Annotated in this window: 18 protein-coding genes; 7 read left to right on the forward strand and 11 right to left on the reverse strand. The window is 48.0% G+C overall.

The window, feature by feature from the left end:
* Positions 1-3: 3 nt before the first annotated feature.
* Positions 4-420, forward strand: coding sequence for a hypothetical protein (locus tag ACZ45B_RS05525; RefSeq protein ID WP_051352867.1), 417 nt, complete (start codon positions 4-6; stop codon positions 418-420).
* Here ACZ45B_RS05525 and ACZ45B_RS05530 read toward each other — a convergent pair.
* The 6 genes from ACZ45B_RS05530 to ACZ45B_RS05555 form a co-directional block, all read right to left on the reverse strand.
* Positions 417-1619, reverse strand: coding sequence for an FtsW/RodA/SpoVE family cell cycle protein (locus tag ACZ45B_RS05530; protein ID WP_024544526.1), 1203 nt, complete (start codon positions 1617-1619; stop codon positions 417-419). The two genes, ACZ45B_RS05525 and ACZ45B_RS05530, sit on opposite strands and share 4 nt — an antisense overlap.
* A 144-nt stretch (positions 1620-1763) precedes the next feature.
* Positions 1764-2093 (reverse strand): slr1957 family protein, encoded by a 330-nt coding sequence (locus ACZ45B_RS05535; protein WP_024544525.1) that lies wholly within the window; start codon positions 2091-2093, stop codon positions 1764-1766.
* Positions 2094-2692: 599 nt separating this feature from the next.
* Complete coding sequence (locus ACZ45B_RS05540) at positions 2693-3685, reverse strand: pentapeptide repeat-containing protein (RefSeq protein WP_024544524.1); 993 nt, start codon at positions 3683-3685, stop codon at positions 2693-2695.
* Positions 3682-5001, reverse strand: a complete 1320-nt coding sequence (locus ACZ45B_RS05545) for a hypothetical protein (protein WP_038027701.1) — start codon at positions 4999-5001, stop codon at positions 3682-3684. Before ACZ45B_RS05545 ends, ACZ45B_RS05540 begins: the two co-directional genes overlap by 4 nt.
* A 150-nt stretch (positions 5002-5151) precedes the next feature.
* On the reverse strand, positions 5152-6225 hold the full coding sequence (locus ACZ45B_RS05550) for a CIA30 family protein (RefSeq protein WP_024544522.1): 1074 nt from the start codon (positions 6223-6225) through the stop codon (positions 5152-5154).
* Positions 6226-6317: 92 nt separating this feature from the next.
* Positions 6318-6815, reverse strand: a complete 498-nt coding sequence (locus ACZ45B_RS05555; RefSeq protein ID WP_024544521.1) for a cupin domain-containing protein — start codon at positions 6813-6815, stop codon at positions 6318-6320.
* Positions 6816-7460: 645 nt separating this feature from the next.
* Here ACZ45B_RS05555 and ACZ45B_RS05560 point away from each other — a divergent pair.
* A complete protein-coding gene (locus ACZ45B_RS05560) occupies positions 7461-7841 on the forward strand; it encodes a response regulator (RefSeq protein ID WP_024544519.1) in 381 nt (126 codons plus the stop codon).
* Here the strand turns inward: ACZ45B_RS05560 and tatC are convergent.
* Together tatC and ACZ45B_RS05570 are read right to left on the reverse strand one after the other, a co-directional pair.
* The gene (gene tatC, locus ACZ45B_RS05565) at positions 7827-8588 is read right to left on the reverse strand and encodes a twin-arginine translocase subunit TatC (RefSeq protein ID WP_024544518.1); all 762 of its coding nucleotides are present in this window, start codon (positions 8586-8588) and stop codon (positions 7827-7829) included. The two genes, ACZ45B_RS05560 and tatC, sit on opposite strands and share 15 nt — an antisense overlap.
* Before the next feature lie 62 nt (positions 8589-8650).
* Positions 8651-9082: an EVE domain-containing protein gene (locus ACZ45B_RS05570; protein ID WP_024544517.1), complete on the reverse strand. Its 432-nt coding sequence runs from the start codon at positions 9080-9082 to the stop codon at positions 8651-8653.
* Positions 9083-9228: 146 nt separating this feature from the next.
* Here ACZ45B_RS05570 and ACZ45B_RS05575 point away from each other — a divergent pair, with 146 nt between their 5' ends.
* The 3 genes from ACZ45B_RS05575 to ACZ45B_RS05585 all read left to right on the forward strand — a co-directional run bounded on the left by ACZ45B_RS05575 (position 9229) and on the right by ACZ45B_RS05585 (position 11510).
* A complete protein-coding gene (locus tag ACZ45B_RS05575; RefSeq protein ID WP_024544516.1) occupies positions 9229-10527 on the forward strand; it encodes an ATP-binding protein in 1299 nt (432 codons plus the stop codon).
* A 174-nt stretch (positions 10528-10701) separates the two neighbouring features.
* Positions 10702-10878 carry a TLTLP motif-containing protein gene (locus ACZ45B_RS05580; RefSeq protein ID WP_164494885.1) on the forward strand — a complete coding sequence of 59 codons (177 nt, stop codon included), beginning with the start codon at positions 10702-10704 and terminating at the stop codon, positions 10876-10878.
* Positions 10879-11000: 122 nt separating this feature from the next.
* A complete protein-coding gene (locus ACZ45B_RS05585) occupies positions 11001-11510 on the forward strand; it encodes an inorganic diphosphatase (protein ID WP_024544515.1) in 510 nt (169 codons plus the stop codon).
* Positions 11511-11570: 60 nt separating this feature from the next.
* Here ACZ45B_RS05585 and ACZ45B_RS05590 read toward each other — a convergent pair whose 3' ends face one another.
* On the reverse strand, positions 11571-12197 hold the full coding sequence (locus ACZ45B_RS05590; protein ID WP_024544514.1) for a TetR/AcrR family transcriptional regulator: 627 nt from the start codon (positions 12195-12197) through the stop codon (positions 11571-11573).
* A 158-nt stretch (positions 12198-12355) separates the two neighbouring features.
* Here ACZ45B_RS05590 and ACZ45B_RS05595 point away from each other — a divergent pair, with 158 nt between their 5' ends.
* A complete protein-coding gene (locus tag ACZ45B_RS05595; protein ID WP_024544513.1) occupies positions 12356-12544 on the forward strand; it encodes a CPXCG motif-containing cysteine-rich protein in 189 nt (62 codons plus the stop codon).
* A gap of 430 nt (positions 12545-12974) precedes the next feature.
* Here the strand turns inward: ACZ45B_RS05595 and ACZ45B_RS05600 are convergent, their stop codons facing one another.
* Positions 12975-13571, reverse strand: a complete 597-nt coding sequence (locus ACZ45B_RS05600; protein ID WP_038027700.1) for a Crp/Fnr family transcriptional regulator — start codon at positions 13569-13571, stop codon at positions 12975-12977.
* Between the two features lie 763 nt (positions 13572-14334).
* Here ACZ45B_RS05600 and ACZ45B_RS05605 point away from each other — a divergent pair.
* Entirely contained in the window at positions 14335-14649 is a 315-nt protein-coding gene (locus ACZ45B_RS05605) for a hypothetical protein (RefSeq protein WP_024544511.1), read from the forward strand.
* A 91-nt stretch (positions 14650-14740) separates the two neighbouring features.
* On the opposite strand, the gene ACZ45B_RS05610 is transcribed toward ACZ45B_RS05605, so the two are convergent.
* Positions 14741-15301, reverse strand: a complete 561-nt coding sequence (locus ACZ45B_RS05610) for a 5-formyltetrahydrofolate cyclo-ligase (protein WP_236612358.1) — start codon at positions 15299-15301, stop codon at positions 14741-14743.
* Positions 15302-15473: the final 172 nt, after the last annotated feature.

Here is a 15473-nt window from a genome sequence, read left to right on the forward strand (position 1 = left end):
CCTATGATTCGTCACCTTGCCCAGATCCAATGCGATGCCCAGGCTGCGCCGTCCCAACTGCTGTTGTTAGCCCAAGAACGGCCCGACGGCAGTTGGCATGTTTATGATCTAGGCGATCGCCCAACCATCGACTATCCCCAGGACGAACTACCTGCTGCAACTCTTGTGCTTGTGCACTTAGATCAGCAGCAACAGCCCATTGCGCTCCAAGAAGCAACAGACTGGCTTCTGAACGTAGTCAAACACCATTTGACCCCAGGGATTATCACACCGGAGTTTGTGCAGCAAGAACGGGAAAAAATTGAGGCCTGGCGCCAAGAAATTACCGCCCAGAGTCAAGATTTTACCCGTCGCCAACTCGAGCTAGAAGTGCGCCGAGAGCAACTCGAAGCCCTCGAGCAAAAATTACCCCAATCCTAGGGAGAAATACTCTTGAGAGTTTGTTGGGCCTGACGGCGATCAGCAAGGGAAATCACCGCTGCTTCCCCATTTTCCCGGGCGACCCGTACCAAAAGAGCCGCCAGCATCAGACTAGAAATTACAGAACTACCCCCATAGCTAAATAGAGGTAGGGGTAAGCCCGTCGTTGGTAAAACCCCCGTTGTCACACCGATATTCAGGAAAGACTGACCGATCAAAATAAAAGTCGCTCCGATAGCGATCAGTCGGTGACGTAAAATAGGCGATCGCCAAGCCACATAACCGCCCAAAATACCATAAGCCAAGAGCATCCCCAGGAAGCTCAAACAACCAATCAGACCAAATTCTTCTGCAAAAATCGCAAAAATGAAATCTGTATGCTGAATGGGAAGGAAAAAAAGCTTTTGTTGAGACTCTCCAAAACCCAGGCCCCAACCACCGCCAGAAGAAACAGCTAACAAACTCTGCACCAACTGATAACCCTCATCGCGACTAGCCCGAAATGGATCCAGGAAAAACATGAGCCGTTCCCGCTGATAAGCATGGATGCTGATGCTCACAATTCCGCCACCGACACCGACAAAGGCCGTACAAATTAATTGTGCCCAAGAAACCCCCGCAGCCAAGGCAATAAACCAGAGGGTCATGCCACAGAGGGAAGCCGTACTGAGATTAGGCTGCCGGAGAATCGCGACTAAGATCGTCCCAAAAAGACCTGTCCAAAGGGCACGTTCCTTAAGACTCAGTTGATGCCAGCGACTAAAAACATTCGCTGCCTCCAACACTAGGAAAGGTTTTGCAAACTCTGAAGGCTGAATCGCAAAGCCCCCCACCCCAATCCAACGGGAAGCCCCCCAGGTTTCAGCTCCTTGGCCAAAACCTGCAATCGTCAGAAGAATCAAGATCAAAGAGGTGATCAAACCCGCAAAAGAGATAAGGCGAATTCGTTTGAGCGGTTGACGCGCAATGATCCCGGCCCCTCCTAAGCCCAAAATTACCCAAGCGATTTGTCGCTTAACAAAGTACCAACCATCACCTTGATCGATGGCCGCCACAGGATAGGAAGCCGAAAATAATGTAACCAGACCAAGCCCGAGCCAGAGGAGGGTTAGCCAGCGCAACACCCTAGCCTCAAAGGACCAATGTTTGACCTCTGTAAAACAAGCAAAAAAACGACGGGAGAGCTCTTGAATGCGCACTACTTTCTAAAATGCATAAATCATCTCCCCATTATGGCAAAAGATGCCTGGCTGCCATGGCATCAACGGTCAATATTTTTTGAGGGGGACCGGGGAAATTTTAAATAGCGATCGCCCTGAGGCAATGGCATAAGGATTGCGCTTTTAGGCGATCGCTGGGGTTTCTATCTCTAGACGGGCCGCAGTAACCGCACTAAAAGCAAAGGCGACGACTAAAGGCAAAGGACAATGCCAAAAATAAGTAAAAGCACCTGAAATAAGGCTAATGAGAATTGCTAAAGTTAGCCAAGTTTTCTCTTCCTTAGTCAGCCCTTTTTCTGATTTGATCAGGCGTAAAATTTCTCCAGGAATAGGTTCAGGCATGACGCTGTTGGGTGGAAATGCCCAGTAAAAATCAGTGCTAACGAGCACTGGTTCTGTCCAGCCACTACCTTCGCACCACTCCTGGATCCACTCATCGCAATAATGCTTCATGTTATCTATCCCTCAATACAGTTACACAATCAGTGCCAACCACTTAACAAACCAGAAAAACTGATTGAAGATTTTGTTGATCTTAATTTCAGCTTTAATTTGATCGCTATTTTTAGATATTAGCGATGGCAGAATGAGACCTTATCCTATCAACTTAAAAAACCCAGGCGATCGCCAAAGAAAGAAAAGTTTAGACAATTATCGTGAGTAGAATTACTTATTTAACTATCTATTTTTTGTTTTTAAACATTTCGATATTCAAACAAATTTCCCCTGGAGAGGACAGGATCGCAAGCGTCATTCGGAAAACCCAAAAAACCAAACTATCAATTTGCTCCTGAGGGTATTTTTTTGTTCCACGGCCCAAAGGGAATCTTTTGTAAAGAAATATTGCAAACAAATGAAATGCTTGTTACAATTTTTAACAAAGCTCATCCCAAGATTTTACAGGTTCTCACTCCAGTGAACCTGCCGGCAAAGTACCATGCGCCATCTTGATATTGAGTTTCTCCTCTCATACAGCAAGCTCAAACTGACCAGCCCCTAAAGCTTAGGCTGGTTTTTTCATGGGAGTGATTTTTGGGGAGGTTTAAACGTCCCTAACGATGTTCAGAACCATCGGGCATCGTCGCTCCCGTCAAGATCGCACCAGCGAGATTCGTACTACTAATTTCTGCCCGCGCCAGGTTTGCCCCGGTCAAATCCGCGCCCATCAAATTAGCCCTCGCCAGATAGGTATCAATCATTTCTGCATTTACCAACTTGGCTCTTGTGAGGTTAGTGCGGCTCAAGTCAGCACGGTTTAAACGGGCATTGCTCAAATCCACTTCGTGGAGCTTAGCCCGGTTTAGGCGTGCTCCCGGTAGATTGGCCCAGGTCATATCCGCCAGACGCAAATCTGCGTCTTCCATTAGTGCCCGCTCCAATTTGGCATTTTTTAAATTAGCCTTGACGAGGTTAGCGCCAATCAAATTAGCTTCAGTCAGAATGGCATTTTCTAGATTGGCTCCACTGAGGTCTGCTTCGTGGAGGTCTGCTTGCCGAAAATTGACGCCCTTGAGATTTGCCCCACTGAGTTCTCCCCGGGCTAGGTCAGCCCCTTGGAGGTTTGCCCCCTGGAGGTCTGCCTTTCGGAGGATTGTCCCCCGGAGGCTGGAATTATAAACACGCTTTTCTTCCCGTAAATTCGCTTCCCGCAAACAAACCCCAGATAGATTGGCGCCACTGAGATCGGCTCCCCGGAGATCGGCTCCCATTAAATTGGCATCGAGCAAATTCGCGAGGGTGAGATCGGCATTGCTGAGGTTCGCCCCAATCAAAACGGCCCCATGGAGGTCAGCATTATGAAGTTCAGCGAAGTTTAAATTGGCTTGATTTAGATTTGCGCCGCTGAGGTTGGCATTGACAAAATTTGCTTGTTTAAGGTTTGCGCGGCTCAAATAGGCAAAAATCAAAATTGCGTTATGGAGGTCGGCGTCGGAGAGATTAATGCCAATCAGGTCAGCTCCCCAGAGGTTTGCCCCATCGAGTTGGGCTTCGGCAAAACAGGTTTCGCCAGTGGCATATCTGGCAATGAGTTCTTTGGGGTTCATAGGTTAGGGGTCGGGGGACTGCTCAGAATATTAATCGCCTGCATGATTGCTTCTGCGGCCTGGAGATGTTCGTTGGCATCAAACAGAGAGCGGGCGATCGCCGACAGTTTGATTTCCAGAGCCTTCAGGCTAGAAGCCGCCTGGAGCACTTCAAAGAGGAGTTCGTCAAAGTCGCAGGTACGTAGCATCGACCAATCTTTGCCGCTGAGATCAAAAGGGTGATGAACAATCGAAAAAAGTAAAATTTTTGTCCGGAGGGGATTAGCGTATTTCATCACCTCTAGTTTCAACTCATAGATGTTTAAATCCGCGGCAAAGTGCTTTTTTTCTGCGGTCGGGTTCGCTGTTTTTTGGGGTAACGGAGGAGCCGTATCGATGACCATCATCTGGGCCGCTTCTCCTCCCAAGGCCATGGTCTGCTTATAATTGGGCTCAGGATTGTTCCCTTGTCGGGGCCGGGGAATCGGCAGCTCATTGAGATTAAAAGCCATGGTTTGCCGATGATCAATCACCGCTGGCATGGGCAATGGTAGTTCATCGAGGTTAAAGGCCATGGTTTGCTTATGGTCGATCGCCGCCGCCGGGGGGATAGAGCGAGGCATTGGTTTCTGCTCTGGGGGGTGTTCATGATGTTGTTCATCCATTGGCCGAGTGAGCCCTGTAGCCGCGTCCTTGGCGGGATAGAGGGGAGCGATCGCCCCAAGAATCACCGCCGCCAATTGACTGTAAGTTTGGGGACGATTGAGCAGAGATACTAGCTTATGCAAAACCGTTTCAAAGCGCGCTTGGGTAGGGTAATTGGTCACTATTTGCTGGAGGAGGGCCGTGAGCGTTTGCGTTTCTAAAACCTGAAAACTATTTTCCCAACGCTGAAAACAAAGGGCATATAGCAGTTTTTTAATGCGGATATTTTCGCGGTGCTCTTCGAGGGTCTGGACAGCTCTACTGAGGCGGAGATCTGTTGAATTTTGGGGCAACTTCGGGTCACTGGCCGGCGTCAAAACCTCTGTGGAGGGATCCTCGTCTCCATACAGACAGTTAAGCTGGGCCAAAATATCCTGGGCAAGACGGCCATAGGTGGCAGGGCGACTGAGGGTGCTTACGGAGTTGTTAAAGGCTTGTTTTAAAGCATTAAAACTCGGAAATTGGTCTAAATTTTTTTTAATAATCCGCTCTAAGGAAAGGCGTTGCAACAACTGGGGATCACTCTCCCACCGATTGACAGCGGTATAAATCAGCAACTTTTTAATGCGCTGGGCATCTGGGTGCTGTTCTAGCTCTCGAATGATCGCTGTAAGCGGAGAAGATGGGGTCATAGGTTGAGAGGCAATACCCACGGAAGACAAGGTTTTTGGCTAGGCGTTAAAGCATGGAAAAAATGATTATTTGATCTTACTTGCTTATCCTGAATATCTCATGGAAAAAGGTGTAATTCTTTGTCATTGTTTAAATCTGGTCGGGGTTGATTATGGGCTATGGGTGATTATTTGATTAACTGCTTGGCGATCGCCAATGATATTGATCACAGCTTTACTGTTTTGTGGGGTCACCCCCTGGGGATAATGGAGCAAGCAGTAGGGAATTCCCGTTTCGTGAAGCGTTTCCTGGAGAGCGGTGGTGGTATTTAGGGCAATAATCTGGGCAAAAGGTTCACCACCATAGACGGCGATCGCCTCAATTTCGAGCTGAAACGGGCCGGGTGTAAAGGTGGGATTGAGCTGGCCGTCATACTCAAATTTGCTGAGCATCAATTGTATGGCATAGACCCGCTGGGGGTTGAAGGGCCCCATTTGGGGGACAGATTTGGCACGAAAAACCGGGATAAGCGCTGTAAATGGGATATCGACGGTAATCCATTGATTAGGGGTGGTTGCAAAGGAGTAGCTATAGCCGACCCCATCCCAACGGTCTTCACTCCGGGCGATCAATTTATAACGTTGGCCATCACCTTTAACCCGCAGCCGCAAGCCAGTATAGGGTGATAAATCCCAAGGATTGGCGAGGGTTTGGGTGCGCACAGAGGCAAAACCGCCATTATTTTCTGTAGAGACAGTGCCTGTAAATATCGCACCGGTCGGAACAAGGCGGAGTTGGCTTTGGCTGACACCGCCCATCACCACATCGTCTACGGCTCCCCACAATTGGGCCAGGGCCGGAGTATTCTGGCGAAAATCAAATAGGTTCCACTGGGGCGATCGCCATTGGGGTTCTTGGCGGGCAATATTTAAGAGGGATTGCACCATTGTGGGGGCTAGATCAGCACAGAGAATTAAAATGCTAATGTCGGCGAGGGATGCTACCGTCACCTGGGCCCAGCGCACTTGGTAGCCGCGCCCAAGGAGTTCGTGCACCAAAGCTTGGTTTTCTGGGCGATCGCCCCCCACTACCAAAATTTTTCCCATCGACGGTTGTCCCCCAAATTTTTTCGCTACCACAGCTTCAGCCCCTTGTCCGAGCAGAGCCTGGAGTAAATTACTCCCTGGCACCACGTTAAATTTCACCAGGGTTTGCACAAAGCGACTAAGCTCCCAGTTTGCCATTGCTTATTCTCCAAGGGTTCCTGTTACGCTTTTGCCCAAAAGTTTAACGGGTTTATGGCGGCGATCGCCAAGGATTTTTGCTCTCAACCTCTTCACTCCGGGTGAATATAAGCAATGAGTTGTGGCCAAAGCTCTGGATAAAGCTGCTGGATCATCTCCCCCTGGGCCACTTCTAGATCTTGATAATCAAAACCCGGGGCTACAGCTTCCCCCAAAAGACCAAATTCTCCGGCCTCAAGCACGGCTGTCTTCCAATAACCTGCGGGAACCAGCAGTTGGGGAACTTCTCCCGCCGCGAGATCAAAACCTAATTTCGTTGTTTGCCATTCGCCATCTGGGGCAAGCGTATGGTAGGTGATCGCGGCCCCACCATGGAAATAATGCATGATCGGCGATTGGTTGCGATGGAGATAGTCAATGGGGCGATCGCGACTTAGTAGGTAATAGATGGAAGTTAACAACGGGCGATCGCCACCGGCCCTTTCGGTATTTAAAGATTGGGTCGTCCGGTAAGTTTCCCGAAAATAGCCCCCCTCCAGGTGCGGCTCTAGGCCCAAGTATTTAATCACAGCAGCTGCAGTTAACGTCATTATCTCTTCTGTAAAATCCATGGATATCCAAGTTTCCCATAACAAATCCCAGCGAATCTACCGCTCTATCCTTAAACTGTTTTCCTGTGGTTTACAGCCCAAGCAAAAAATCTAACCATCTGAGCCACAAAAATCCTAAGAATAAATACTTACTGGGCAATATTATCCCCAATAAAAATGTGGTAAATCGCAACATATCACGGCAAAATAGTTACAAATCCATAAACAAATTTAGAAAAGATAGTGAAAGCTAACATCAAAATAAAAAACCTTAAAAGTTCCTTAGGGTTTGCTTCTTAAGGCAAGCGTCAGCCCTATGATCGAGGGGAATAAAACCAAAATTATTTTGTTTAACAACGTATTTTTCGCACCAATTGTTGTTAAGTCTATTTTTTGAAAGCCATAAAAGTAAATTGGCAATAATTTTTCGATTCTCAAAATCCCCAAGGTCTTTATTTTTAAGCTTAAAAAAATTCACCCCAAACCCCTCTGCCGAAGCAGGTCTCTAAACCTTTTGCCCCCCGGAAAAGTGCCCTAGAAATCAAAAAAATCTCCCAATCTAGGGCATGGAATAGCAAATATGGGCCTTTGCCACTTCCCAGATATCTTTCAATTAATTTCCTCACATTTACTGGTGAATATGCGATGATCCCTAAAATTTTAGTTATAGAAAATAAATCCGACCTCCGGGATAGCCTGATTATCTCTTTGATTGTGGAAGGCTACGAGGTGATGGGGGCTGCCGATGGAGTAATCGGCATAAATTTAGCGCGGCGAATGATTCCCGATGTCATTATTTGCGATTTTCCCCTTGATGGGGAAGCAGCCTATGGACAGTTGCGGGATGATCAATGCACCCAAAAAATACCGTGCATTCTGATGAGTGCAGATGCTTTGCCAGAACGCCTGACGCCTAAACCCAACACTTTTTTACGCAAACCTTTTGGTCGCCACGATTTGATGGAAGCTGTTCTTCAGGCGATCGCCCCCTTAATTACCCCGCCCCAAGTCCTAGCGGCCGGATAATTTCACAACGCCAATCCCACCGAAATACAGACCTAACACAGCTCCGGCTAAAAGCGATTGGGTAAGGGGATCCGTTGAAGGAGTAATCACAGCACCGAGAATTACTGAGCCTAAAATCACCAAGCGCCACCCCCTGAGCATGAGGCCAGAAGAAACAATCCCCAACCAAGCCAAAATCATTTGCACCACAGGCACCTGGAAGGCCAATCCCGTAAAAAACATTAACCCAAGAATCAGCTCAAAATATCGCTCAATAGACCAGGCTGCCTCTACCACATCGGCCCCATAGGTAATAAAAAAGTTTAGTGCTGCCGGAATCAGAGCCACATAAGCAAAAGCTAAACCCGCAAAAAATAGCACACCAGACCCAAGGACAACCGGTGCCAATAGGCGACGCTCACTCCGAGTTAGGCCTGGCAGAACAAATTGAATCACTTGGTACAGGATAAAAGGGCTCGCGAAGAGAATTCCTGTATAACCAGCCACTTTAAAGGAGAGGAAGAAAAATTCCCCTGGGGCGACCTGGATAAACTTCACCCCAACGGCAGGTGCTTCTAGGAGTTGGACGATCGGCTTTACAAAAAAGAAACATCCAACCCAACCAATAACAATGGCGATCAGGGAATAAAAAATTCGCCAGCGCAGCTCCTCGAGATGATCGAAAAAAGACATTTCCACTTCATCGGGCAACTCTTGCAGCGGATCAGGGGACTCGTTGAGGGTGGTCTTATTGGGGGTCGAGGTCATGGCGCAGCACGGTACGGGGCAAAACTTTATTTTAACGGAGGTTTTTAGGGAATTTCGGCGGACTAGCCCTTGAGCTGGTGTACCCGTAGCCACTGGGCTAGGTCGACTTTAAAATTAGTTCGACTGGGGGTATGAATCACTTCCAAGTCCCGCAGCACACCGTCAAAGCGTAATTCTAGTTTACGTAGGGGTTGGCCAAGAAGTTTGCGGATAAACCGAATTTGGCAGCGGGGCTTGTCTGCTCTGAGGCGTTTGGGGTCACGCCAGTAGGGCAAGTCTGAGATTTGATCTGGGACGAGCACCGTGGGTAGGTGGATGATTTCGGCGATCGCATAGATACCAGCGGCTTCTCCGGCTACCCAGATTAAAACGCCATCCCCCACTTGGAGCTGATCTCGATAGCGGGTTACGAGCCAAGGCATTTCCGTTTGTTCACGGACTGCATCGAGGACTCGATGATAGCGGGGGTTACCTTGGAACAGCCAATATGCCATAACACGCTTTGGGGGGGCCGGAAAATGTAAAGGATGCTGAGGAATACCATACCGCCATTTCTTCAGTGCGGTAAATTTTTAAACAAGGCGGGTGCGGCTTGCCCAGTTTTATTCTTTCTTTTGCCCTCCGGTTCCCTCAAATACCTATGGTTCCTCCCCACACAATTTCGACACGGCTCCTCTATCCGCAAATTGCCTCTTTGTTGATTTTTCAGGGGGTCTTGACAGATCCTGTCGGTCAGGCTTTTTTGGCACTTTTAGATAGCTTGTATTCAGACCAGGCGGCGCAGTCTTCGGGCTCAACGGCCAGTATTCAATGTTTGCAGCGTTATGCCCAATGGTTCCATGCCTTAGCGATCGCCGATGTGAGCTGGCAAGATTGGCTCGTGGGGCGCATTCTCCAAGACGAAAACCCCTTCAGCCGTCAGGCCCAAGTGAAATCAGTCGAAAACATGAGCCCAGCTCTCAAGGAAGCCGTGCGGCAAGACCTGGGGATTTTGCACCAGGTTTATCTCTGTGATCCAGAAACAATCTGTTATTGGGTCTCTGTGGCAACCCAAGTGGCAACCCCCTTGACCCCCTGGCAGCGATCGCCTGAAACAGATGCGTTTCTCCATTCCCATGCAGCCTGGCCCGATTCCCTAGAACAGTTGGCTGGCCACTACCATCGCCATGGAGCAGGTTTACTGAGTCAATATGGTGCATTTCGCTGGACAGAAAATACCCTCCGACCCGTGGCCGATCCAGAATATTTGCCCCTAGAAGATATTGTGGGGTACACCGAGCAAAAAACCGCTCTCACGCGTAATACAGAGGCATTATTAGCTGGATTGCCAGCGTTAAACGTACTGCTCTATGGTAGTCGTGGCTCGGGTAAGTCGTCCTTGGTCAAAGCACTCTTGGGGGCTTACCAAGATCAAGGGTTGCGGCTTATCGAGGTGGATAAGACGGGTTTGCGAGATTTGCCCCAGATTGTTGAAACCCTGCGACACCAACCGCAAAAATTCATCATTTTTGTGGATGATCTCTCCTTTGAAGAAGATGACGAAGTTTTTAAGTCGCTCAAAGTGGTGCTAGAGGGAAGTATCCGCGCCAAAGCAGCCAATGTGGTCGTTTATGCAACCTCGAATCGCCGCCATCTGGTGCGGGAATTTTTTGAGGAGCGGCCCCGCCCCAGCGAAGCGGCAGAAATCCACCAGTGGGATACGGTCCAGGAAAAATTGTCCTTTAGCGATCGCTTTGGCCTGACCCTAACTTTTGCCCCGGCCAACCAGAGCACCTATTTAGAGATCGTCCATCACCTCGCCCAACGGGCTCGTTTAAACCTAGATTCGGCGGATCTAGAGTTTCAGGCGAAACAATGGGCCACCCGTCACAATGGACGTTCTGGACGAACAGCGCGGCAGTTTATTGATTTTCTCATTGCTGAGCAAGCCTTGGGCTAGCTCGAGGGGCGATCGCCAGGGATGAGACAAAGCCAAAGCGCCGAGGAAATTGTCAAACCGAACACGGTTCTGGGGTAATTCTTGGTTAGAATAACAGCACAACCTCTTGTACACATTTTTCGTTTTTTTAAACGCTTGGCTCCCTAACCCCAGGGTTAGCAAGCCCCAACATTTATGGATTCTAGTGACTCCCCCGGTAAACCCGCCGACCCTCTCCCCCGATGGTCTGACTTTCTTGGGACGGCGATCGCCCTTTTGACCTTAACTATCCCCCTATTAATTATTGGCTACTATGCCGACCGACCCGCCCAAAACTTCCCTCCAGACTTTATTCCTGGGCGTTTAGAATAATCCTGCGAACAACAGACCAGCTTCTGTGTAGAATGCTTGAGGGCGATCGCCTGATGTGCCATCAAGTGGCATGCCAGATGTAGCGCCAAATCTTTGTTCTGGATGTAATTGGAGAATAACCCGTGGATTTATCCCGTATCCCTGCCCAACCGAAACCCGGTTTGATCAACGTTTTGGTCGAAATTCCCGGCGGCAGCAAAAACAAGTATGAATTCGACAAGGACATGAATGCCTTTGCCCTTGACCGCGTTCTATTTTCTTCGGTGAAATATCCCTACGACTACGGCTTTGTGCCCAATACCCTCGCCGATGATGGTGATCCCCTCGATGGTATGGTGATCATGGATGAGCCCACCTTCCCCGGTTGTGTCATCGCAGCGCGGCCCATTGGCATGTTAGAGATGATCGACGGTGGCGACCGCGACGAAAAAATCCTCTGCGTCCCCGCCGAAGATCCCCGTTATCAAGACATCAAATCGATCAAGCAAATTTCCCAGCACCGCCTCGACGAAATTGCCGAATTCTTTGCCTCCTACAAAAATCTTGAGAAAAAAGAAGTACAAATTCTCGGCTGGAAGGACATCGATGCTGTCGCTCCCCTTGTGGATGAGTGCATCAAAGCTTATAAATAAGCTGCTAATTTGAGGCCCAAAGGCTCTGGAGAATTGTTGTGCTCCAGAGCCTTTAAAAAATTAGGCTAAAACGCCGTTCAGAAAAATATCAGCAATCCCTTCGGCCATCTCCCGCAAAGATTCTGGAGAAGCATTGGGCTCAGCGATGGTTGTGTCAGAAAATCCGGCGATCGCAAACATTCCCAAAAACACCTGGGCGACAATGTGGGGATTCATTTTGCGGTAGATCCCTTTTTCCATGGCCGACTCGAAAAAGGCTTCGGCAATGCCGGTCATTTTATCGATCACTTCTGCCTGGATAGTATCTTTGAGTTCTGGGTAGGCTTGGGCTTCAATGAAACAAACTTTGAGCAAGTTCTTATTTTTGTGCATGTTTAGCATCCGGTGGCGCATCACCTGGGCGATCGCCTTGCAGCTCCCCATTTCGCTCATTTCCGTTAAAAAATCCGTGAGCAAATCCATCCAACCAAGGGTTGCCACTTCTACCAAGATGCTCTTTTTGTTACTGAAATGCCGAAACAAAGTTCCCTCAGCCACCTTCGCTTTTTCTGCCAATTCTTTTGTGGTGGTCTTTTCGTAACCTTTTTGGGCGAACAACTGGAGGGCGGCTTTCAAAATCCGATCCCGGGGCTGGTCTTCTGCACAGTTTTCCGCTAACCCCGTCTTTGGCGATCGCTGCTGAAACATGACCATTTTCCCACTTCTCACAATATGCTATGAAATTACTTTCATTGTGTCTCAGGACACGAAAATTTCTCGGTAAGCCTTCATAAAACTTGAGGAGTCTCCCCAAAAAATGTTGAGAAAGATTGAGTGACAATTTTACAAAATATAAACCTAAAATTATGGAAAATACTGCAGAATATTTTTGTGCTTATTGTGGGGAAAGCAGCATTACCTTTGTGGATCTCAGTGGCGGTTTTTCCCAAAGTTATATCGAAGATTGTCAGGTTTGCTGTCGCCCCAATCGTTTGTTTATCACCGTTGATGAAGAGACCTTAGAGGTAAGTATAGATACTGATGTGACCTATTAAGCTTTTAAAAATTCATCGATCAGTAAAGCGATGACTCTTGTTTAAACCCTACATTTTAAAATTCAGTTGAGATTTTTTTGATAAATTAAAATGTAACTAAAATTCTGAATCAATTTTATCTGTTTGATAAAGTTTAATTGTGGCACTGGGGGCAATGGATATTTTTGAAATATCAAATATTCTCCAGGGAGTTTTTCTTGGTCAATTGTCTGGCGATCGCCCGCCCCTAGCACCCAAATTATTCTGCTAAATTTCCTGTTGGCCGGACTCTGTTTGCTGCTGAAATTTCATCCTCCACGGTCGACCGGGATTTTTAAGACCTGCGATGTAACCCTGGATATACATTCTTCAGGCGAGCGGGGTCGCTGATCACTGCGCTTTGAAGCGGCTGAACGATTTGCCCCAATGCCCGAATGTGCAGGCTAGGGAATCACAATTTTTGAAAGGCGAGGCGATCGCCTTCTAGGTCATTGGGAATTAGGATGTGGCGATCGCCGTCGAGCTGGAGCCAGCCCTGGTCTTGAAATTCTCTAAATAAGCGGGTAACAGTGACACGGGTTGTCCCAATGGTATCGGCGAGGTGCTGGTGGGTAAATCGATAGCGGAGCCTCGTCATCGTCGCTCCTGGGAGACCCATCTCCTCCTTGAGCAGCAACAATAAGGCAATGAGGCGGTCTTCAATGCGCTTGAGACCAGCGATCGCCAACAAATATTCTGTCTGGCGCAGACGCTGGAGAGTCTGCTGGAGGATTTCCTGCTGGCAGGCAAAAGAATGTTTCACAACTTCGGGGGAATATCGAACCAAACTACTATCAATTAGGGCGATCGCCTCAATACTGTCTAACCTGGTTGCAAATGACCCCCAAAAGTTCCCCCGTTGGAGCCAGCCCAATACAGTGAGCGTACCTTCAGGAGTATAGCTACGGAGTTGCACAACGCCCCGCTCCACTTGCCAGATATCTGGAGAATCACAGGGAATGACTTGATTGCGCAGAAAAGAATAATTTACTTTTCCCCTGAAATCCATAGATGTGGTCGCAAAAGTTGGATCAAAGGATGTAATCAATAGAACAAGTTCCCGAGAAAAATGACTAAAATCATTCCCAGCATAAATTTAACAGTTAAAAATAAGATAATCACTTGTTTAAGTTTATTCCTCAGCGAAACACCACAAAACAAAAAGTAACGCCAACCAAAAAAAGCCCTGTTGCAATAGCCGACCCAAGGCACTCAAACCTATATCCGGCCAAGAAATAAGGAGTTCTGTCGCCAGATAATTGGTGATGAGACAAAGGGCACTTAACCCCAATAAAAGCGCAATCATTCTATGTCTGTGAGAGATGAAATATCAGCTGTTTTAATTGCGTTTATCTTATGCTAAATATTGGAAAAATGAAATGTGCCGCATGATTAAGCGACGAAAAAAGCGGCATTATTTTGTGTAACTTATTTTTGAATTAATAACTCTGTGAGTTAATCGTTGATCAACAAATGAGTATTTTTGCTTAGTTTTTAAGGATGGATTGACGAAGCGTTGTTGAATCAGCCAACTTGCGGAGAACAAGACTTGATTTTGACCATAGCCTAGATGCATGAAAAACGCATAGTCCAATAGGCGGAAAAAAACACAAATGCAAGTGTATTTTGATTAGCCTTTCTGATGATCAGTCTAATTTTTGTTCAAACCTGAGGTGCTTTACCCTTTACCGCGGGGCAGTTCTAGTCTGCATCGTTATAATTAGTAGCTGTTTTAACTTGGTCTTAATTTAGATTAAGGAGTCTTTAATCCCATGTACATCAAACGTTTTCTTTTAGTAGCGATCGCCTCCGTAATGAGTCTTGGCTTCCTTGGTGCTTGTGGCTCTGAGACCACTGCCCCTGTTGAAGACACCACCACAGAGGAAGTTCCCGTTGACGGTGAAGCCACCGAAGAAGCTCCCATCGAAAGCGAACCCACAGAGGAAGTTCCCGTTGACGGTGAAGCGACTGAAGAAGCTCCCATTGAAGGCGAGGCGACTGAAGAAGTTCCCGCTGAAGGTGAAGCAGTTGAAGGCGAAACGACCGAAGAAGCTCCTGCTGAAGGTGAAGAAGAAACCGCTAACTAATATGAGCTTGGCGATCGCCTAAATATTGCAACTCCTCAATCTGCTTTAGGTTGGGGAGTTTTGTACTGAAAAGAGACCTTGATGGGAAAGGTCACTCAGAAATTTTGAAAAACCCTGTTTCGGTACAAACATAATCTAGGGGCACATCCCAGGGGTCACGGGGAAGCGTCGGCACGAAACAGGAGGCTAGGACAATGCCCACGGTTATGACTGGACGCTCAAGACTAGCGAAAAAACGGTCATAGAAACCGGCGCCGTAGCCCAGGCGATCGCCTTTTTCACTACAGGCTAGGGCTGGCACCAGTACCAAGTCAATGTGCGCCAGATCAATTAGTGGGGAAGCGGGGTCTGGTTCCCGGATACCAAATTTGCCCGAGATTAGGCGATCGCCCGTTTGGTAACGGTGCCAAGCCAGATCCTGACCGACACAGCGTGGTAATCCCCAAACCTTTGTCTTCTGGAATAGGGCGTTTAAACAGGGCTCCCGATGGTGGGATAGATAACTTAAAACAGTAGTCGCCTTTGGCCAGAGGTCTGAGGTGCAGAGATTATGGCAGATGGCCTGACTTGCCCCTTGCCAAGCCGATTCACTGAGCGATCGCCGCCGCTGTTTAAAGGTTTGTCGCAATTGTTTTTTCGGATCCATGCCCATGGATATACCAAAGAATGGCGTGGGACAGCAATGGCTCCGGGAGCGAAAAAAATTCTGATAGGCTTAGGAAAGAAAGAGCAACAGGCGAATAAAACCAATGTTGGCGGCGATGACCGTCTTTTTTTGCGTTGTTTACTGCCGGCTCACCCCTCAAGCGTCACCCACAATTTTC

This window comes from Picosynechococcus sp. NKBG15041c (assembly GCF_055380235.1).